The 20,437-nt window shown below is 34.7% G+C and carries 20 protein-coding genes and 2 pseudogenes; 11 read left to right on the top strand and 11 right to left on the bottom strand.

Going from position 1 to position 20,437, the window contains the following annotated elements:
- Positions 1-169: 169 nt before the first annotated feature.
- Positions 170-427, bottom strand: a pseudogene (locus tag LIS78_RS08830) (low molecular weight phosphatase family protein); the annotation flags it as partial.
- Positions 428-690: 263 nt separating this feature from the next.
- On the opposite strand from LIS78_RS08830, the pseudogene LIS78_RS08825 reads away from it, so the two are divergent.
- Positions 691-825, top strand: a pseudogene (locus LIS78_RS08825) (spore gernimation protein GerQ); the annotation flags it as partial.
- Between the two features lie 351 nt (positions 826-1,176).
- On the opposite strand, the gene LIS78_RS08820 reads toward LIS78_RS08825, so the two are convergent.
- Positions 1,177-1,995: an STAS domain-containing protein gene (locus LIS78_RS08820; RefSeq protein ID WP_013056464.1), complete on the bottom strand. Its 819-nt coding sequence runs from the start codon at positions 1,993-1,995 to the stop codon at positions 1,177-1,179.
- Between the two features lie 67 nt (positions 1,996-2,062).
- Positions 2,063-2,563: an STAS domain-containing protein gene (locus LIS78_RS08815; protein ID WP_245210674.1), complete on the bottom strand. Its 501-nt coding sequence runs from the start codon at positions 2,561-2,563 to the stop codon at positions 2,063-2,065.
- Here LIS78_RS08815 and LIS78_RS08810 point away from each other — a divergent pair.
- Positions 2,557-2,922 (top strand): MEDS domain-containing protein, encoded by a 366-nt coding sequence (locus tag LIS78_RS08810; protein ID WP_350495071.1) that lies wholly within the window; start codon positions 2,557-2,559, stop codon positions 2,920-2,922. The two genes, LIS78_RS08815 and LIS78_RS08810, sit on opposite strands and share 7 nt — an antisense overlap.
- Before the next feature lie 393 nt (positions 2,923-3,315).
- Complete coding sequence (locus LIS78_RS08805) at positions 3,316-5,379, top strand: cation:proton antiporter (RefSeq protein ID WP_209151368.1); 2,064 nt, start codon at positions 3,316-3,318, stop codon at positions 5,377-5,379.
- A 435-nt stretch (positions 5,380-5,814) separates the two neighbouring features.
- Here the strand turns inward: LIS78_RS08805 and LIS78_RS08800 are convergent, their stop codons facing one another.
- Complete coding sequence (locus LIS78_RS08800) at positions 5,815-6,249, bottom strand: ArsI/CadI family heavy metal resistance metalloenzyme (protein ID WP_209151367.1); 435 nt, start codon at positions 6,247-6,249, stop codon at positions 5,815-5,817.
- Positions 6,250-6,280: 31 nt separating this feature from the next.
- Positions 6,281-6,628: an ArsR/SmtB family transcription factor gene (locus tag LIS78_RS08795; RefSeq protein WP_209151366.1), complete on the bottom strand. Its 348-nt coding sequence runs from the start codon at positions 6,626-6,628 to the stop codon at positions 6,281-6,283.
- Between the two features lie 404 nt (positions 6,629-7,032).
- On the opposite strand from LIS78_RS08795, the gene LIS78_RS08790 reads away from it, so the two are divergent.
- The 4 genes from LIS78_RS08790 to recA all read left to right on the top strand — a co-directional run bounded on the left by LIS78_RS08790 (position 7,033) and on the right by recA (position 10,788).
- On the top strand, positions 7,033-7,380 hold the full coding sequence (locus LIS78_RS08790; protein WP_209151365.1) for an ArsR/SmtB family transcription factor: 348 nt from the start codon (positions 7,033-7,035) through the stop codon (positions 7,378-7,380).
- 18 nt (positions 7,381-7,398) lie between these two features.
- Positions 7,399-8,697, top strand: a complete 1,299-nt coding sequence (locus LIS78_RS08785; RefSeq protein ID WP_252284989.1) for an arsenic transporter — start codon at positions 7,399-7,401, stop codon at positions 8,695-8,697.
- Positions 8,698-8,721: 24 nt separating this feature from the next.
- A complete protein-coding gene (arsC, locus tag LIS78_RS08780; RefSeq protein WP_209151363.1) occupies positions 8,722-9,144 on the top strand; it encodes an arsenate reductase (thioredoxin) in 423 nt (140 codons plus the stop codon).
- 618 nt (positions 9,145-9,762) lie between these two features.
- A complete protein-coding gene (gene recA / locus LIS78_RS08775; protein WP_195780531.1) occupies positions 9,763-10,788 on the top strand; it encodes a recombinase RecA in 1,026 nt (341 codons plus the stop codon).
- Between the two features lie 364 nt (positions 10,789-11,152).
- Here recA and LIS78_RS08770 read toward each other — a convergent pair whose 3' ends face one another.
- A complete protein-coding gene (locus LIS78_RS08770; protein ID WP_209151362.1) occupies positions 11,153-12,475 on the bottom strand; it encodes a right-handed parallel beta-helix repeat-containing protein in 1,323 nt (440 codons plus the stop codon).
- A 175-nt stretch (positions 12,476-12,650) separates the two neighbouring features.
- On the opposite strand from LIS78_RS08770, the gene speG reads away from it, so the two are divergent.
- Positions 12,651-13,175, top strand: coding sequence for a spermidine N1-acetyltransferase (gene speG / locus LIS78_RS08765; protein WP_013056444.1), 525 nt, complete (start codon positions 12,651-12,653; stop codon positions 13,173-13,175).
- Positions 13,176-13,509: 334 nt separating this feature from the next.
- Here speG and LIS78_RS08760 read toward each other — a convergent pair whose 3' ends face one another.
- The 3 genes from LIS78_RS08760 to LIS78_RS08750 all read right to left on the bottom strand — a co-directional run bounded on the left by LIS78_RS08760 (position 13,510) and on the right by LIS78_RS08750 (position 16,105).
- The gene (locus tag LIS78_RS08760; RefSeq protein WP_245210672.1) at positions 13,510-14,061 is read right to left on the bottom strand and encodes a hypothetical protein; all 552 of its coding nucleotides are present in this window, start codon (positions 14,059-14,061) and stop codon (positions 13,510-13,512) included.
- A 566-nt stretch (positions 14,062-14,627) separates the two neighbouring features.
- The gene (locus LIS78_RS08755) at positions 14,628-15,434 is read right to left on the bottom strand and encodes a carbon-nitrogen family hydrolase (protein WP_209151361.1); all 807 of its coding nucleotides are present in this window, start codon (positions 15,432-15,434) and stop codon (positions 14,628-14,630) included.
- An 11-nt stretch (positions 15,435-15,445) separates the two neighbouring features.
- On the bottom strand, positions 15,446-16,105 hold the full coding sequence (locus LIS78_RS08750) for an MBL fold metallo-hydrolase (protein ID WP_209151360.1): 660 nt from the start codon (positions 16,103-16,105) through the stop codon (positions 15,446-15,448).
- A 102-nt stretch (positions 16,106-16,207) separates the two neighbouring features.
- Between LIS78_RS08750 and LIS78_RS08745 the strand changes: the two genes are divergently transcribed.
- Positions 16,208-16,582: a winged helix-turn-helix transcriptional regulator gene (locus LIS78_RS08745; protein WP_209151359.1), complete on the top strand. Its 375-nt coding sequence runs from the start codon at positions 16,208-16,210 to the stop codon at positions 16,580-16,582.
- A 228-nt stretch (positions 16,583-16,810) separates the two neighbouring features.
- On the opposite strand, the gene LIS78_RS08740 is transcribed toward LIS78_RS08745, so the two are convergent.
- Both LIS78_RS08740 and LIS78_RS08735 read right to left on the bottom strand, forming a co-directional pair.
- Positions 16,811-17,284, bottom strand: a complete 474-nt coding sequence (locus LIS78_RS08740) for a stress protein (protein ID WP_098197171.1) — start codon at positions 17,282-17,284, stop codon at positions 16,811-16,813.
- Between the two features lie 138 nt (positions 17,285-17,422).
- On the bottom strand, positions 17,423-17,968 hold the full coding sequence (locus LIS78_RS08735; RefSeq protein WP_195780536.1) for a TetR/AcrR family transcriptional regulator: 546 nt from the start codon (positions 17,966-17,968) through the stop codon (positions 17,423-17,425).
- A 519-nt stretch (positions 17,969-18,487) separates the two neighbouring features.
- Between LIS78_RS08735 and LIS78_RS08730 the strand changes: the two genes are divergently transcribed.
- Positions 18,488-19,441 (top strand): alpha/beta hydrolase, encoded by a 954-nt coding sequence (locus tag LIS78_RS08730; RefSeq protein WP_252284988.1) that lies wholly within the window; start codon positions 18,488-18,490, stop codon positions 19,439-19,441.
- Between the two features lie 67 nt (positions 19,442-19,508).
- Entirely contained in the window at positions 19,509-20,255 is a 747-nt protein-coding gene (locus tag LIS78_RS08725) for an SDR family oxidoreductase (RefSeq protein ID WP_195780538.1), read from the top strand.
- Positions 20,256-20,437: the final 182 nt, after the last annotated feature.

Here is a 20,437-nt window from a genome sequence, read left to right as displayed (position 1 = left end):
TCACTATATTGATTAGTCTAACAATACTTACCCATGGGGCTGCCACGCCTTTATTAAAGAAGGAAGGGATCAAAACAGGGAGTCGTCTTTTTGACATTCTTAAAAGGAAAGATATTTATGTGGTTAATCCTTCTATGGAGCGTTACATAAAAGCATCGAATTATGAATGCCATTTTTCTTCATCTGTTCCTTCTGCTTTTGACGGGTCATGAAAGCCCCAGTGAACTCGTTTCACATGTAGAGGAGTTACAGATCAAAGCTCTACTGCGTGTTCGCATAGTGTCACAACTAAAGCAGCATTATTAAGAATTTCAGGATTTATTACATCAGATGTTTGGTTTGAGATATCGATTCCTACTTCTTTCATTGTTTTTACGGCATTAGGATTTAAAGCATGAGCTTCAAGTTCAGCACTTTTTACCTCCCACTATTCCCCTTGATACTTTTTAGCCTAACCTTCTGCCATACCAAATTTAAATCAAAAGAGTTCTTGTTCAACTAACAGTTAGCTAACAAGAAAAAAGGCCATCGCAGCGGTCAGCCTCAGCTATCACAAATAAATGAATTTTCCGAATTATATAGATATTACAACTGCTTAATATAATTCACCTATAAAAAACATTATAGAATGTTTCCTCCTATATTCGGAACAATAACATTGTATTTACGTAAAAAGGAGGGTAATCAGAAATGGATATTCAAAAATTAGCCGATCATGAGTCATTGGATCTACATGAAGTTATTAATTTTAAAACTCTTTGCTTAGCGAAATCAAAACTAATGCAAGGACTTGTATTTGATCATGATTTGAGAGCATTATTTAAAGATCAATTGTTTTTCTCGACAAATATATAACTTCTACTATCTAGATATTCTCTTTTCATATCCATATTTAAGTACTTTTTTTTAAAATACTATCTGATTGTATAACTCGTTCTTAGTAGGTAGATGCCTACACTTATCATAATCCGCAATTAAACATTTAATTTCCCTATACAATAGGAAACGTTCATAGTTATCGAGCATCTCCTCCCCTCCTGATGTTATATCTTTTACATTACCCCTTCGACACATATTGACACATGATCTCTGATAATTTACATTATGGTAACTAATCTCTTATATGATATATATCTTAAATCAACTTAACTCAAGAAAGCTAGGAACTTTAATCCCCTAGCTTTCTTGAGTTGCTATTGCTTGTTTAACGGTTGCATAAGTTTTAATAGAGGAGAAATCAATGCCATTTCTAACAACTGTTTGGGCAAGTTCAGGTCGTATACCTGTCATCACTACCTCAATACCTTGTAAGCGAAGAACACTGTAAATATCAAAGAGGTAACGTTCAGCTATACTGTCTATATTTAAAATACCTGAAAAATCAACAATTAGATACTCTACCTTCATTTCAATAATTTTCAAGATAACATTCTCTAAGATATATTCAGCTCTTTCTGAATCAATAGAGCCAATTAGTGGGAGAACAGCGGTTTTATCTTGAATGGGGACCACAGGAACAGATAATTTCAATACTTCTTGTTGCGCCTTTTGAATAATTTTATCTTTCACTTGTTCAAATACTACAATCGTTTCATTAATACTTATATCGAGCAAATAGTTAAATCGTTTATTAATAAATACAAATTCTTCTGAAGAAAGTCCATGCTCTATACTTATTTTAGTAAGGTAATCGATGAAGACTAGGCGCGTAGGAGGATAGCGTGTAATAATAATAGAGACTCTCTCCCCTTGAGATGCTGTACGCTTACCATTGGTCTTACTCCATTCAACAAGTCCTTCAGGTACGTTGTTTTCACTGCTATGGAGACTTTTTCCTAAAAACCTAATAAATTCAGTATAGACGATAATTGCTTGTTCAAGTTCCTCCTTTAGAGCCTCAAAGTTAGGGCTTTGAGAAATTTTTTGAACAATTTCATTTGCTAACATTTCTGCGTTATCATTTAAGTATCTAGCAACGCCTATAATCCCTTTCAATAATTGTCACTTCCTCATCTTCTTATTCATGAATACGTTTAGTTAGTCATTTTATCTCTTGCTTTCTCTATTTATTGTTTTTGACACGAATAAGTAGATCTTCTATCGCCTTTTGTAAACTTGATTTTATAGTCAAGCTACTAAAATCAATACCTATACTTACAATGGTCTGTGCAACTTCCGGACGAATTCCTGTCAAAATTGTTTCTACACCGAGAAATCTTAAAGAGTCTATCACTTTAAAAATTTGATCTGCTACCATGGTATCTATAATATAAACACCCGACAAATCTACTATTAAACGTTGAAGCTGCAGTCTGTTTGCTGATTTCAACGTTTCTTCCATTAGATAATTGGCTCTTTCCGTATCTATATTTCCAATAAGAGGTAACACAGCGGTTTCTTTGGCTAAAGGTACCACAGGAACCGATAATTCAAGAAATGTACTTTGCGCACGTTCAAGAGTTAATTGATAGAAATGCACATAACTTAAACTAAAGGAATAAGCTGCATGATCGAGAAGAGGATCAATAATTCCGCCTACTTCAAATACAGTATCTATTGACATCTTATCTTTCTTTATTACTTCCTTTAGTTAATAATTTTGATTATTACTTGGCAAATGGTGATTTTCACACCAAAACTATTCTTACTCATTTTCAAGAAGATTTGTCTATGTTGAAAATGAAAAATACAATGATAAAAACATGGGCTCACGTAGAATGGGCTTCAGAGAAACCAGATGTTCTTTTACTAGAAGAATTTGAATCAACTGCCGATAATTTTGTTAAGGAGGAAGGTATGGTTTCAGTTTGTGCATATGCTGCTGATTCTTTATCTTGTACTTTGGATACTACTCTGCAGCAATTACATCAATACATTATGACAGATCATAACTTTTTTATTTCCCCCTTTTACAATGGGTGAAGTTATTAAAAGTATGGCCAAGAATCTACATATTCATGGCTTTTTTGGTTCCTATATCGTGTTTTATGTTAACTAAAAATATATAGTATTTACATTTTAAGAAGAAAAAAGCAACTGTCCTATATCAGTGGCTTTTTTTGCAATGAATGCATGTCGTCAACTCGAAAACAGAATGAAGATTTCCAAATAGACACTTCCCAGCGTCCCAAATAGTTTGCTCAAGACATTGAATTTTATAAATAAAATTATACTTCTAGGAGAAGTTAAGGAGAAAAAGAAATGTTTATAAAATAAGTTTTAAGACTAGAACTTTTAAATTATATATAGTACTATTGGTGTTTCTGAAAAAGCTCATGATAAAGTGAGGAAGTAGAAAGTGAGGTCGAAATATCTATGCACTTCCCTCTTAAGGAACCAGTTCTTATATTTGGTTTTGCTGTATTAATTTTTTTATTGTTCCCTATACTCATGGGGAAATTAAGAATACCTGCTATTATTGGTCCCATTATTGCAGGTATTATCGTTGGACCAAATGGGCTAGAAATATTAGAACGAGATTCGACTATTCAATTGCTTGGAACAGTTGGATTGCTGTTTATCATGTTCATAGCAGGGCTTGAGTTGGATCTTGATGGTTTCAAAAAATACCGAAATCGCAGCATTTTGTTTGGAATGCTCTCGTTTTTAATTCCATTAGTTCTTGGAGTACTCATAGGGTTATGGCTTCATCTCAGCATGCTTTCAGCCATTCTATTCGGTAGTATTTTCTCTACCCATACCCTTTTAGGATATCCTGCCATTAGCCGGCTAGGCGTGGCGAAAAACCAAGCTGTCACCACAGCAGTTGGCGGTACATTATTAACCGATAGCTTGGCATTACTTTTTCTTGCCGTCATAACGGGGGCGTCTGAAGGTCATTTAACAGTTGGATTTTTTGTATACTTGATTGTTGCAACGGCTCTTTTTGCGGTAGTTGTTCTATTCTTAACTCCTTACCTGACAAAGTGGTTCTTTAAACGTTCTAATAATGAAGGAACAACAGAATTTAATTTTGTTCTAGCCATTTTATTTGTTGCAGGAGCAATCTCTTTATTTGTTGGATTAGAACCAATTATCGGCGCATTCTTGGCTGGTCTGGCTTTAAATCGGTACATTTATGACCATGGTCCGTTAATGAATCGAATTCGTTTTACGGCAAATGCCTTATTTATTCCATTTTTCTTGTTATCTGTAGGTATGTTGATGGATCTTGGCGTTCTTATATCCAGTCCCAAAACATTGTTAACCATCGCATTAATTACCATTGTAGCAATTGGAAGCAAACTACTTGCCAGTTGGGTTACCAGTAAAGTATATGGTTATTCCAAGACTGAACGTAACGTTATATTTGGTCTTTCCACTACTCATGCAGCAGCAACACTAGCCATCACACTGGTTGGATATGAATTTGGATTATTTGACCAACAGATCATCAATGCTGTAATTATTGTTATTTTAGTTACGTGTATTCTTGGCCCTTACTTGTGTGAAAAACATGGAAGAAAACTAGCTGTTGCACAAGATAAAGAATCACTGGATGATACACTTCCAGAACGTATATTAATAACCATTACGAATTCAGACACAATGGAATCTTTACTTGATTTAGGATTTGTTCTTAAGAAGGCGAAAAAGACAGAAGAACCGATTTATCCCCTAACAGTTATTCAAAAGGATTTAAAGCAAGCAGATCATGAAGTAGCACAAGCTGAAAAAATGCTTGGACACGCTCTCACGTATGCATCAGGAGCAGATGTTCCCGTTAGGTTATTGACACGCGTAGATCATAATATTGGATGGGGTATTGAACGTGCTGCTACAGAAGAACGAATCACAACAATTATCGTGGGATGGGATGGTTCAGTGAAAGGAAGCCAAAAGGTCTTCGGTAGAGTTATTGATAATTTCCTTGAACATACCTATCAACGCTCACTCATTACAACAATTAAGCATCCGTTGAATACGATAGAACGAGTGATTCTTGTTCTGCCAAATAATATCGTACACAAGCCAGGATTTGAAGATTCAATTGCAATTATTAAAGGTATTGTATCCCAACTCAATGCGACAATTCAAGGCCTTGTCATTCGTGATGACTTAGAAGCTTATAGAAAAGCTTCGGAACAGGTACACCCTAATGTCGAAGTCGAGTTCCAATCCATTGATTGCTGGAATTCCGTTTACAAAAATGGTTTGAATGATATTAAGTCAACTGATCTTGTGATTTTATTAAGTGCTAGAAAAGGTACTGTGGCATGGCACCCGGAATTAGAAACATTACCTAAAAAGCTAGCTTCAATGAATCTTGAGAACTTCATCGTGTTCTACCCAACAGAAATGAAGGAAACAGATATTCGAGGCTCACGTGGTACAGAAATTCCCAAAGAATTACTTCTTAAAAGTGATTATGAAAGCTAATGATGTTTTATATGCCACAGTGTGATCTAATATATCATTTAAAAAATTTAATCGGCTAAAAAATAAAACCCTTGTCACATCTATGTTTGTGGCGAGGGTTTTATTTTCATCACATGTAATCTTACACCTTTTAATTAATAAAAAAGTTGATTGATTTACAATAGGTTGTTACAACATACGAGTCTTTATTTAGCAAATAGACAATGACTTATTAATTTTATATTCCTTTTGGTTATCTAAAATCGGTTTTATGTTAACCAAAGTTGTAGATGACATTCACTTCAAAAGTAAAAAAACTCCCTATTTCCGTAGAGAGTTTTTCTACTACAAGAATTATCTATCATATAGGTTGACGCGTTGGAGCATCTTGGACAGTTTGTTCAAGAATCAAATTTGTAATCTTCTCTAATAAGATCTGTATTTTTAAATGGAGAATCAACAACAAGCATTATTTACAGGTAGCTTTTCATTTGGCCCAACGCTATCCTCACCCTTATGAACCTCACTATCAGATTTCGTATAAAAGAATTCCCACTCGTTCCCGTCAGGATCTGTTACCCAAAACTTATCTTGCACAGCGTAGCAGCAAGTTGTATCCATTTCTTGACGGGCAAAGAAGCCTTCTTTTTCTAATCGTGATTTATGGGAATAGATTTCTTGGGGAGTTTCTACTTGGAAGCCGAAATGATTCACTTGATTACCTTTTACTTCGTCCCGTACATTTAAAGTGAAATTTAATCCTGGCACATCTAATAAGAATTTAGCATAATCTACTTTCGTTTTCACAGGATGAACGCCAAATACCTTTTGATAAAAATCAATGGACACCTCTAGATTCGTTACATTAATTCCTACGTGAACATATTTCATTTACACTTCCTCCTTTGTATGATAAACAATATTATTTTGAATGTATTAAATTAAGAGCATGAGCGCTTTTACTTGCATCTTTTCTAAACAAGCAGCAAAGTTCTTCTGATAAGAGATGGTTCACCTCTTTATCATTTAAATCATAATAACTCCATGTCCCTTTTGTTTCTTTTGTGATGAGGCTTGCTTCTAATAAAATCTTTAAATGGTAGGAAAGTTTAGATTGAGACATCCCAAAGAATTCAGTTAGATCACATACGCATGTCTGTCCTCGCTGACAGAGCTCATACATAATTTCTAATCTCTTTTGATCAGCAAGAGCTTTAAATTTTTGTTCGTACTGTTTAAATGGGTGCTTTTCTTCCTTAACTGTTTCCATTGTCATTCCCCTTCATCAATTTTTTTTGATTTAAAGTTCAAAGCTTTCGGCAGCTTTTTTAAAGTTACTATATGTAGTTTCCCCTCTTAGCATAGGATCTTGATGAAAAAAACGCTGAAAGATTAGGCTTTGTGCTTCCTTATGGTTCATCCCTTGAGTGTTCATAACTAAATGAAAATAGGCTCGAAAGTACGTAACAGATAAGTTTCCAGAGTTGTTGACTCTCACTGCTTTCACCCTCACTTTTATAAATCAATTTTTTTTGATGTATTCATCATATCTGGGAAATTTAGATAAATCAAGACATTAATCAATTTTTTTTGATTAATGGCAGTGTATATTTTTATTGAATGTATAATAAAATACTTATATAATTATATTCGGAAACAAGGAGGTGAGTTAGATTGGATGTAAAAGTGCAAATAGAAATGGAGAAAGCAGCACAGATACTGAAACTGCTTGGCGATAAGACAAGATTATCTATGATGAAACTGCTCCAAAATAACGAGTGCTGTGTTTGTGAGCTAGTTGAAATTTATAAAGCAAGTCAACCGGCTATTAGCCAACATTTACGTAAATTAAGAGATATCGAACTTGTAAGTGAAAGACGAAAAGGACATTGGATCTTCTATTCGTTAAATAAAGAAAACAGCTATTATCAGTTTGTCCTGAATATACTTGAATCTTTACCAAGCGAAGATGAACGATTAAAAGAACTAGAAAAGCAAGGATTACGCATTAGTTGTTGCTAATAGTAGGAGGTTTGTAAAGTGATATCAGTTATAGTAGCCTCCCTCATCTTCTTAGTGACATTGATTTTTGTCATTTGGCAGCCAAAGAACTTGTCTATTGGTTGGTCAGCGTGTGGAGGCGCAGTTTTAGCTCTTTTAGCAGGTGTGGTTGATTTCCATGACGTGCTAAATGTAACTCAAATTGTATGGAATGCAACGTTGACGTTTATTGCAGTTATTATTATTTCCTTAATTTTAGATGAAATTGGATTTTTTGAGTGGGCAGCTTTACATATGGCACGAGCTGCAGGAGGTAATGGCGTTCGCATGTTTGTATATGTATCCCTCCTTGGAGCTGTAGTAGCCGCACTGTTCGCTAATGATGGGGCAGCCTTAATTCTAACACCTATCGTACTTGCCATGGTGCGAGCACTTAAATTTGAAGATAAAATGGTCTTTCCTTTTATTATCGCCAGTGGATTCATTGCGGATACAACATCGTTACCTCTTGTGGTAAGTAACTTGGTCAACATTGTATCAGCTGATTTCTTTGGTATTCGTTTTTCTGAATTTGCATCACGCATGATTGTGCCAGATTTATTTTCACTTTTGGCAAGTATTGCTGTTTTGTATTTGTACTTTCGTAAAAGCATCCCTAAGAAATACAATCTAGATGATTTACAGAAACCGGTTGAGGCCATTAAAGATAAGAAAATGTTCCGTTTATCAGGAATCGTTTTATTCATTTTAGTTCTTGGTTACTTTATTGGTGAGTTTTTCGATGTTCCTGTTTCTATTATCGCAGGTATTATTGCGATTTTATTCTTAGGAATAGCAAGAAAGAGTCCGGCTGTTCACACTAAAAAAGTGTTGGCAGGAGCTCCGTGGGCGATTGTTTTCTTTTCGATTGGTATGTATGTTGTTGTCTATGGATTACGTAATGTAGGGCTAACTGAAGTATTAGCAAGCCTAATCCAAGCAACGGCTGACCATGGATTGTTTGCGGCAACCATTGGTATGGGATTCATTGCAGCCATACTTTCATCGATTATGAACAATATGCCCACCGTGATGATTGATGCCTTGGCTATTGATGCAACTTCTGCAACAGGTACGATTAAAGAAGCCTTGATTTATGCAAATGTCATTGGTTCGGATTTAGGGCCAAAGATTACACCTATTGGCTCCCTAGCAACGCTCTTATGGCTGCACGTTCTCTCGACAAAAGGAGTTAAAATTTCTTGGGGAACTTATTTTAAAACAGGTATTATCTTAGCCATCCCAACATTGTTTATTACGCTTGTTGGTTTATATATTTGGTTATCAATTATTTCATAACACATTATAAAGGAGATTTTACACATGTCTAAAAAAACACTTTATTTCTTATGTACAGGTAACTCTTGCCGCAGTCAAATGGCTGAAGGATGGGCAAAAAAATATCTAAGTAATGATGAATGGGATGTACGCAGTGCAGGGTTAGAAGCTCATGGATTAAATCCTAACGCCGTAAGAGCAATGAAAGAAGCTGGCGTTGATATCTCAAACCAAACATCTGATGTCATTGACCCTGAAATTTTAAATAATGCGGATTTGGTAGTTACATTATGTGGCCATGCAGCAGATCACTGCCCAGTAACGCCTCCCCATGTTAAACGTGAACACTGGGGATTTGATGATCCAGCAAAAGCTGAAGGAACAGAAGAAGAAAAATGGGCGTTTTTCCAGCGTGTCCGTGATGAAATCGCTGAACGTATTCAACGTTTTGTTGAAACTGGTAAATAATTAATCAAGAAGCAGTCTATTTGTGTAGACTGCTTTATTTCTTCCCAAAATCTGTTTTATAGTAACTAGGAATATTACGTTATCAGTCTAACCAGATTTGTAGATTCATATACATACAAATTTAAAGATGCAGATTGTAATCGATTCTACTTATATAAAAACCTACCTTTCCCCTAATTTCTATCATTTGATAAGTAATTGCTAAAGTATTTTATATATACTCTTACTGACGACAAATACATCGTTTGTCGTCACTAAATGTAAATTGTAAAAATAGTTCATTGATATAAAAAACGTCACTTATTGTTACTTATTTAATTTAACTTATATAAAAGTAAAAGTATAAACTTACTTTTTATAAATATAAGATATTCTTTTAGCTAGTTTGTAGAAAACTTTTGCCTTTACAACTAGATGCGTTTATTGTATGATTACACCTCAAGAACAAATGTTCGATAATAAGGGTTTAGAGCGGAATAAAGGGATAACAGCACAAACCAAGACAGTTAAACACAAAATGTCTTCGCATGAAGCAAAAACATTTGAGCCAATTCTTATTATTTATCGAAATACATTGTCGTTTATTGTAAATGTAATAACAATCGGAGGTTTCAAATTATGAATGATAAAAAAGCAGCACTAGATATGGCTCTAAAACAAATTGAAAAACAATTCGGTACAGGATCAATTATTAAAATGGGAGAAGGCACACATACAAAAGTTGAGGCATCTAGCTCAGGCTCATTAGCTTTAGATATAGCTCTTGGAATTAATGGTTATCCCAAAGGAAGAATTATGGAAGTTTACGGACCCGAAAGTTCAGGTAAAACAACCGTTTCCTTACACGCAATTGCAGAAGTACAAAAAAATGGAGGTCGAGCTGCCTTTATTGATGCTGAACACGCGCTTGATCCAGTTTATGCAAGAAAACTAGGTGTAGATATTGATGAGTTACTGTTATCTCAACCAGATACTGGTGAACAGGCGCTTGAAATTGCTGAAGCATTAGTTAGAAGTGGTGCTGTAGATATTATTGTTGTTGACTCAGTAGCAGCATTAGTTCCACAAAAAGAAATTGAAGGAGAAATGGGAGATTCTCACGTAGGTCTACAAGCTCGTTTAATGTCTCAAGCTCTTCGTAAACTATCTGGAGCAATCAATAAGTCTAAAACCATCGCTATCTTCATCAACCAAATCAGGGAGAAAGTAGGCGTTATGTTTGGAAATCCGGAAACAACGCCAGGTGGAAGAGCACTAAAATTCTATTCTTCCGTTCGTCTTGAGGTTCGCCGCGCTGAACAACTTAAACTAGGAAATGACATAGTTGGTAATAAAACAAGAATTAAAGTAGTCAAAAATAAAATGGCACCTCCTTTCCGCATTGCTGAAGTAGATATTATGTATGGAGAAGGTATCTCAAAAGAAGGGGAAATCTTAGATATCGGTTCAGAAGTAGATATTGTTAAAAAGTCTGGATCTTGGTTTGCTTACAATGAAGAACGTTTAGGACAAGGACGAGAAAATGCTAAGATTTTCTTAAAAGAAAACCCTGAAATTAGAGAAGAAATTAGAAAAAGAATTATTGATTTCAAATATAGTAATAATACTAACAACGATAATGATAGCGAAAAAGAAAACCAATAAAAGCATAAAACACCTTTCCCACGGCTTGAACTGCACCCCAATTATTAGATAAAAAAACTCTAATGATTGGAGTGTTTTTATGTCAAGGCTATTGATTTGCACCTAAATAAGCGCAACTCATATAGAGAAACAGCGTAAATCTTCTTGCAATCCATTGGTATATTTACAACGAACGCCTCTTTCTCTTTATTTCCTATGATAAATATAAAAAATCATTAATAGACCGATTATAAACAAGTTAATTATTTATAATCAATGAAATAAAAAGTATAACCAGCAGATAGTGCAGTGAATAATTTTCCAGCCTCAAATAGAATCCCAGCAAGCAACTCAATAAAGAATATCTTCTGAAAAGAAATTCTTATTAAAAAAGCCTAGGGGATAGGATAGTAGGACTTTCTATTTCTTGCCCCTTCCATATCCATCGATTTGCTGTATCTCTACTTTTATTTAGATACACATTATGATTAAGTTGATTATATTTATTTGAGTAATGAAGATTGGCCAGAAGCAAATTAGATTTTACTGAAACCATAACATTATTGTTGATAGTGTTATGATTTGCATGATATTGCATCAGTAATTGACCACCATCCATGTTCATCGTATCATTTCCATATAAAATATTATGTTCAATAAGAGTATTTATCGTTCCTCCACGTTTTTTATCATAGCCTCCAATTGAAATTCCTGTAAACCGATTCTTATAAATCATATTCCGTATAACTTGAACATTGCTAGTTTGTTTACCATAGTGTTCACTTGCAATTTCTATTCCTATATCGTTATGACTTGAAACGTTATGCTCGATAATAACATCTTTTCCTCCGTCTACGTAGATTCCGCCAGCGGAGTATTCATGTTTGTAAGCAGGGTTTGAATAACTGCTGACGTTGTAAATATGGTTTTCACTAATAAGTCCTTCACGGGCTTGGTCATATTTCTCAATAGGAGCTACTTTTTCAAAGCCAATTACGTCAATCCCAATATTATCAACGTTTCGAATTGTATTGGCATTGACCATAAAATCTTTAACATTCCCATTTAGAGTCAGCGCTTCACTAAAACCTAAGGTCAGGTTTTCAAGTAGGTTTCGCGATATTTCAATGTTTTGTAATGAACGCGGCGCTTTGGATCCATAAAAGGCTATTCCATGAGCGTTTCCATTTTTATGTGCAGTCTTAATATCGAAAATATGATTATTAATAATTCGAAGGTTCTTTCCACTTCCCTCTACTAAAATACCACATGGTGTATTTTGTTTCTTAGAAGTAGAAAAATGACCTATATTCAAACCTTGAATTGTTATGTAGCTCTTATTTTTTATGCTAACTAGCCCTCCATCTGTAGAACGGCTTTTTATTTTTTCTCCACTAATAAGGGGCTTTTCACTTTTATAGTTCCTGAAGATAATAGGCTCTTGTTTAGTACCTGAACGGCTAATAATTAATTGTTCATAATAGATACCGCCTCTGATGTAAACGGTAGTTCCGGGCTGAGCTATTTCACTTGCTTTTCTTAATGTTCTAAAAGGTTTGCTTTTAGTACCTAGGTTTTTGTCATCCCCTGTAGGAGAAACATAAATTTCATGATGTATTATAGGAGCTGCTGAAGGTTGATTAGCTGCCTCAACCCTTTGGTTTATACAACACAGTAAAATAAGAAGAATACCAACTGCTTTTTTCATAAGATACTCCTTAAAGTTAATGAATTTCACTTGCAAGATTTTTAAATTGTACTATAGTTCTTTTAATAAGGATGTAAATAATCGCACTATGTCTTATTATTTTTTAATACTACAGCAATTTTTACATTTAAAACGGAAAGTGCTAAAGTAATGCTAGAATGTGGAGGTTTGAGAAATGAATAAGGAACTTAAGTTACGTCCTTTGGAAAGAGAAGATTTAAAATTTGTCCATGAACTCAATAATGATGCAAACATTATGTCTTATTGGTTTGAAGAGCCTTATGAAGCTTTTGTAGAGCTACAGGACTTATATGATAAACATATTCACGATCAAGGTGAGCGTCGTTTCATACTTGAAAAGGACGGGGATATGCTTGGATTAGTGGAATTAGTCGAAATTGATTATATTCATCGTAGAGCAGAGTTTCAAATTATCATTGACCCTACGTATCAAGGTCATGGTTACGCCATGGTTGCCACAAACCTAGCAATGAATTATGCCTTTTCGGTATTGAATATGCATAAACTTTACTTAATTGTAGACAAGGAAAATGAAAAAGCAATTCATATCTATAAGAAGGTTGGTTTTTCTATTGAAGGCGAGTTAAAAGATGAATTTTTTGTTGATGGAAGCTATCATAACGCTATAAGAATGTGTATGTTTCAAAAAGAATATTTACAAACCAAAAATAAAAACTAAGGTTGAACTAGTATAAGAGTCCTGGTCACTAAAAAAAGAAGAAAGAATGAAATTGGGCTTCTGCTATAGGGGTGAAAAATCCTGGAGGAGAAATGTGCAAACCATTTAAATATGATAACATTGTAAATTATAGAAATCATAAGGATGGTATTATGAGTACATTTAGTCCAACAGGATTGCTATTATTCTTAATAATTATTGGTTTAATAGGATTCCTAGCTTTTAAAGTTGTTAAAAGGTTAAAAAAGAAATAAGTAACAAGAAGGACCTGCTATCAAAACAGCAGGTTCTTTTTAATAAGAAGATACATAATACCAGTTTTTATGTACTTTTTTTATTTGTTTAAAATCTCCGTTAAAATCGCTTTTTGAAGGTTTATTATGTTTGGGTTATATACAAATCCCGAATAATTGTCTAGCATCCCACGGTATGTAAAGAAAAGAATTGATTTAGCCTTTCCTTTTGTTTCTACTACGATGTCGCCGCCACCTTTAGACAATTGAGTATACTCTTCAGGCAATTGAATAAGTGATGGACTATCAGGTACATTAGGTTTAATAACACCATTTTCTATTTTAGTTGCAACCTCTTCTCTCTTATCTTGATGGATTTTAAAGTTGAGATCTAAGTTGACTTGATTGAATGGAAAGAAAAACCATAATGAGATAGTAATGAGCTGAATAACAAACGGCTGCCACTTTCTATTTTTAAAAAGATGAATCAATGTCCATATAGTCATTATGATAAAAAAAGCATATACAAATAACCAAATAGGTAACATTAAAAATTCTGTTATAATATCAACCAGATCCCACTGGAACAATGACACTACAATAACTAACAAACTACTAACTAACGATAAAAGCAACAATCGACTATGTTTCACACATTTTCCTCTTCCTAAAATAATTCTTTTTTAACCATAATTATATATTAAAATCCTTGTAAAAACGTATGTATAATTCATACATAATTTGTTAATATAATCACTCTTCCAGAAAATATCATAAAAAAGAACCCTTGATGAAGGACGGTTCTGCCAAGGGCCCTTTTTCCGGAGTATGCAGCTTTTTATACATTGTTGACTGATCAACGTTTTCTCAGTAGGTGGATGAGAAACTAATGTATAAGAAGTGCACCTTTTATACATATGTTAATTTTAAAAAATATAGTATTTCCAGATGAAATTGCCTCTTTTTTAGTAAACTTTCATAAGATATTCTGATAACACTCAAAATTGAGATGATGATCTATTAACGGATTAATCCGTTAATAGATCAGAAAGCAACCTTACTTCAATACCTGTGAATGAGATTGCTTTCTTTTTTCATGGATTTACTTTTTATTTGCTGTTAGTACATTTTGGAACAAAATACAATTAGAATGCCTTCCGACCTTGGGCATTTGCAACCCATTTTTTCTGTTTTTAGGCTGGATATGATATACAAATTTCTATTCCGCATACTTATAAACATCCGGTCTCAGGCTTTCAAATATTGGAATGTATTTTTGTTGTTCTGTAACTTTTTGTATATGGATTTCAGATGTTATAATCTCTTCTTGATCTGCCCCCTCTTCTACAATGTTTCCATTTGGATCAATGACCATTGAATGCCCCGCGTATGTGTTGCCGACATGATTTTTATTATTTACATTTCCTACACTGTTACATGCAATGACATAGACACAATTTTCTATAGCTCTTGCCCTTAGTAGTGTTCTCCAATGGTTTATATTTTTGGCAGTCCATTGTGCAACGTAGAATATGACTTTTGCACCTTGAGACGTTGGGTAGCGTGTGATTTCTGGAAAACGTAAATCGTAGCATATAATTTGACTGGCTTTGATATCGTTAAGCTCAAAGACATCTGGGACTTCATCTCCACCTGTTAAATAATGATGTTCATCCAACATCGGCACGAGATGTATCTTATCTTTTTGATAGAGCAGCTTACCCGTTTTTGATACAGCAAAGGCTGTATTATAAATATTTTCATTTTTTTTATTTGAAACTGAACCTGCAATGATATTCACTTGATGTTTGATTGCTAAACGTTGAATAAAAGGAAAAGCTCTCTTTAAATCAATATCTGCTTTTTCTGCTACATTTTTTAAATCATAACCTGTATTCCACATTTCAGGTATCACTACAATCTCAGTATCTATATCCAGCTTTTCTTCAAATAAGGACTCAATGCGGTTTTCGTTTTGCTTAACTTCTCCTTCTATAATCTCCATTTGAAATAATTGTATTTTCATTTTTCTCCCTCTTATTCATATATAAATTTATAAATAGGATATAAATCACAGTTGTATTTGACATCTTCGCCATGTGATGAAGAAATAATAGACGGTTTAATTTCATCTATAATTCGCCCACTATTAACATTTTCGCCCATATCAACTGTGAATTTTCGAATCGGTGGATGTAAGGATTCAGCATTAGAAAAGAATAAGTCTCCCGTTAGCAGCACATTGTCATCTTTATGGTGGTATATCACATGCCCTGGTGTATGACCGGGTGTTAAATATACATCTAAAGGTAAAGTTTTAATGATGTTATCACTTAAACTTTCAACTTGATGTTCCACGCCTGTTGTTTCCTTTTCTGCCTTGTTTGGATATGGCTTTTCACCATTGATAAACGGCGTTTCAATTTCGTGCGCATAAATAGGAACATTTAAATTATCTTTTAAATACTTGGCACCATTAATGTGATCCAAATGGCCATGTGTCAGTAAGATACGTTTGGGGATACCTAAAGATTTTGCTATGCTTAACTGAATATGTGCATAGTCTTCCATCCCAGTATCAATGATATAAACATTCTCACCATCTAGCACGTACCATGTATTGATTTTGACTGGAATTCCCACAATGGTTTTGTAAGTAAGTTTGTAAATATGTCTAGAGATTTGGACAAATTCCAATTGATGCACCTTCTTTTGTTTTATTTGACAATATAAGTTTAGTAAGAAAAAATAAACGTAACAAGAAGGCACAATTTTGTTACTAGCCATTGAGGTGAGAAAATGTCAGACTTTAAAAGTGATCAATACGGTCCTTGTACGTTAACTGTAAAACATGCTTGTCCAATTGAGTTAACGATGCATATTATGGGTGGTAAATGGAAAGGTATTATTTTATCTTTGTTATCAAAATCACCCATGTATTATAATGCAATGCGCCGTGAAATACCGGGTATTACCCAGCGCATCCTTACACTGCAGCTTAGGGATATGGAAAAAAACGGATTGATTGAAAGGGAAGAAACAAACGATAACCCTAAAAGGGTTTTATATTATTTAACAGATCTTGGAGAAAGTTTTATTCCAATACTAAAATCTTTAGAGAAGTGGGGCAATGCTTATATAAGTCAGCAGGAAGAAGAATTAAAAAAATCTTAACGCTTTAAATAAACTCCTTAACTATATTTTACTTCTTTTTAATGATGCCTTGTTTTTTATAATGTAAGGACTTAATTAAGTGGTGTCCATGAAACTATACTAACTCCACCTCTTCTTTAATTAAAACGAAAACTTATTAAATGAGAAGAGCCTTTACCATGACGGTAAAGGCTCTTCATACGCTCTTCCCTAATGGGAATCTCTTGTTATCTTTATCTCTATTTTTAATTAAGGTCTATGAAAATCGACTGTTTTTTCGTCATCTCCTGTTCGTTCAAACCATCCTCTGAAAGCCCAGTTATCATAACCTCCATCGCCTTCATTAATAAATGTTCCTTCTTCAAATACCCAGACACCATACGTAATACCATCATAATCTACGGTATCAAAATATTGAACACCTTGTAATTGATCTGAATTATACCCTTGGCTCAAATTCATAACCATTACATTATATTGTTGACCTGATTCAAAGAATGCTTTTTCCATTGCTCCCTTAACGAACCCACTTCGATTGTCGGCTGTTTTAGCCGCATCTGCAATCGCTTGTCCTATGGCTACGGGATCAACTGTTACGTCTCCTCCAACTTCTGCAGCTTCTGCGGAGCCTGCAGAACCTCCTAAATTCGGTAGAGCTAATGGCGTCGCTAACACAGCTAAACCTACAGCAGAAGCTACAACAGCTTGTTTCGCTTTTCTCATTTGATCTCCTCCTATTTTTAGGTGATTCTTAGAACATTTACCCTTTATTACCAAATTAAAACAAAAAAGATACTATAATTAAGAATAGGAGATGGATAATTTTATTCTTTTAAAGCTTTTGTTCAACTAAACCTAAGCTTATAAGTTTCTTTCTAAAAGCTCCCCTACTTTTTCTGCCATTTCTCTTGGTGAATATGGCATCTCATTTTTGAGCCACCACTCCACTACGCCGACGTACGCATTAGCAACAAATTCAACCACTATCTCTTCATTTTGACCTAAGTTTTTTCCTTTTGTTATATCAACATCTTTTTTAAACTCTTCGATATTATGTTGAACAAACCGACTGCGGAAATACCGAGCGCCTTCACTTGCTAACATCGTTGAAAAAAACAAATAGTTGCTTTCAAGATATTCCATGCAGTGTACAGTTGATTCAATCCAATCCATTTCAGCTTCTGATTCACAAAAATCACTCATGTTTGTAATATGCTCTTCCATAACCTTATCTAACAGATCAAATTTATCTAAATAATGAAGATAAACAGTTGCCCGATTGATATTTGCTCGATCAGCAATGTCTTGAATTGTAATACTATCGAAATTTTTTTCTGACATTAACTCAAGGAACGCTTTTTTAATCGCTTCTTGGGTTCTAGCTATTCTTCTATCTACTTTCACCATATTGTGAATCCCCTTTCTTTCTCAAGATAGTCGACAATTTTTATTCATTTGTTGTCTAAGCAACAAATCCAATGAAATCAACGATTTTCATCCCTTGTTTTGCGTATATTTGTATTATAAATTATAGACAGATGTTGTTAAAGCATCAATTGTATTTTTTGTTTAGTGACTAGAAAAGTTGCATAAAAGACGAAAAATGTTTTCTTCGGCTCAACCAGCAAATTATTTTAAAGGGTTTTTGGATTCATTAGTACGCATATGGGGCTACAGCTGAAAGAGCACTACTAGTCACCTTTTATCAACTGAATATACTACTTATTTTGGGATGAGACCCTTTATTCGTACTTTCTAAGCTCTAAGCTCCAAGCAGATTGTAGACCTGGTATACACAAATTATATACCATAACCCGTATAGATAAATATGATAGTAGCTGAATAAACAATCTCATAGACAGATGGTATGAACAAAGGTGTTCATTCTAGATGAAACAAAAAAATAAAGGAAGAGGGTTGTAAACTATGGCATCGACAGGGAACTATATTTTTGAACTAAGCGAGAATGTAATCAGAAAGTCTGTTTCATACACGAACAGATTTGGAATTAACATTGCAGCAGATCTTTACTTACCAAAAGACTTTGATGATTCAAAAAAGCATGCAGCCGTTATTATCGGTTCGCCTTATGGTGGCGTTAAAGAACAAGGTGCTGGTATTTATGCTCAAAACATGGCAGAGCGTGGATTTGTCGCTCTAACATTTGATCCATCGTATAACGGATATAGTGGCGGAGAGCCTAGACACCTTTCTTCACCGGAGTTGTTCGTAGAAGATTTTAGTGCAGCTGTTGATTATGTAGGTACACGTCCATTCGTAGATAGAAATCAAATTGGTGCTATCGGTATGTGTGGAAGCGGCGGTTTTGCAATTAGTGCAGCGCAGGTTGACAGACGAATCAAGGCTGTAGCTACGGTTAGCATGTACGATATCTCTCGTGCGCAATCTCAAGGTTTCAACGATACATTAACTGAAAAAGAGCGTAACGAGATGCTTGATGCAATTGCTGAACAACGTTATGCGGAGTTTGAAGGCGGCCAACCAGTGCTGACCCCAAGAGGAGCACCAATTGGATTTGACGACAATACAGATCCTATCGGTCGTGAGTTTGGTGATTTTTATTCTACACCTCGCGGATATCATCCAAATTCAATTACGCAATTTACTATGACAAGCAGCATGTCATTTATGAACTTCCCTCTTATGACGTATATTAAATCGATTTCGCCAAGACCGATTTTATTCATTATAGGAGAGCAGGCTCACTCACGTTATTTTAGTGAAGATGCGTATGAAATGGCAGCAGAACCTAAAGAACTATACGTTGTTCCAAATGCAGGACACGTTGACTTATACGATAAAACGAACCTTATTCCATTCGATAAGCTGGAGACATTCTTTACCGAGAATTTGAAGTAGTGGTTACTTCAAAGAGGAAGATTTACTAAAACGACATTAATAATGTTTGAAAGGATGAAAAAACGAAATGACAATTGAAAACAAAGTAGTTGTAATTACAGGCGCAAGTTCAGGTATTGGTGAAGCTACAGCTAAGCTGTTAGCTGAGAAAGGTGCAAAAGTTGTACTTGGTGCGAGACGTGAAGAGCGTTTAGTAACATTAGCTGAAGAAATCAAATCGAATGGCGGTCAAGTTGCGTATCGCGTCACAGATGTTGTTGATCCAGAGGATAGCAAGCATCTTGTTCAACTAGCTAAAGACACTTTCGGTGGTGTCGATGTAATCTTCTTGAATGCTGGATTAATGCCTAATTCACCACTTTCAGAATTAAAAACGGATGAATGGAACAGTATGGTCGACGTTAATATTAAAGGTGTATTGAATGGTATTGCAGCAGTGTTACCAACATTTACATCGCAAAAATCTGGACATATTATTACTACTTCATCAGTAGCAGGTCTTAAAGCTTATCCAGGCGGAGCAGTTTATGGTGCAACAAAGTGGGCTGTTCGTGATTTGATGGAAGTTTTGCGTATGGAATCTGCCCAAGAAGGTACGAATATCCGCACCGCAACGATTTATCCAGCCGCAATCAACACGGAATTGTTGGATACCATTACGGATAAAAATAGCTCTGAAGGTATGACTGCGTTGTACGAACAATATGGTATTTCACCAGATCGTGTTGCCAATGTTGTTGTATTTGCGATTGATCAGCCGGAAGATACGAACGTAAATGAGTTCACAATTGGACCGACAAGCCAACCTTGGTAATAATTAAAAGGCACGATAAAAAAGTCCAATTTCTCAACCTTAAGGCTGAGAAATTGGACTCTTTCTTTTTACAACTTCTTAATGCTTATAAATTCTTATTTCCGCTATCTAGAGGTTAACGCTGAATAGATTCACGCTTTGATCAGATGTCATGTTTGAAAAAGAATATGTATCAACACTGA

The organism is Priestia megaterium, from assembly GCF_023824195.1.
Taxonomy (GTDB): domain Bacteria; phylum Bacillota; class Bacilli; order Bacillales; family Bacillaceae_H; genus Priestia; species Priestia megaterium_D.
Note: the sequence above shows the minus strand (reverse complement) of the source record. Positions and strands in the feature narration are given on the sequence as shown.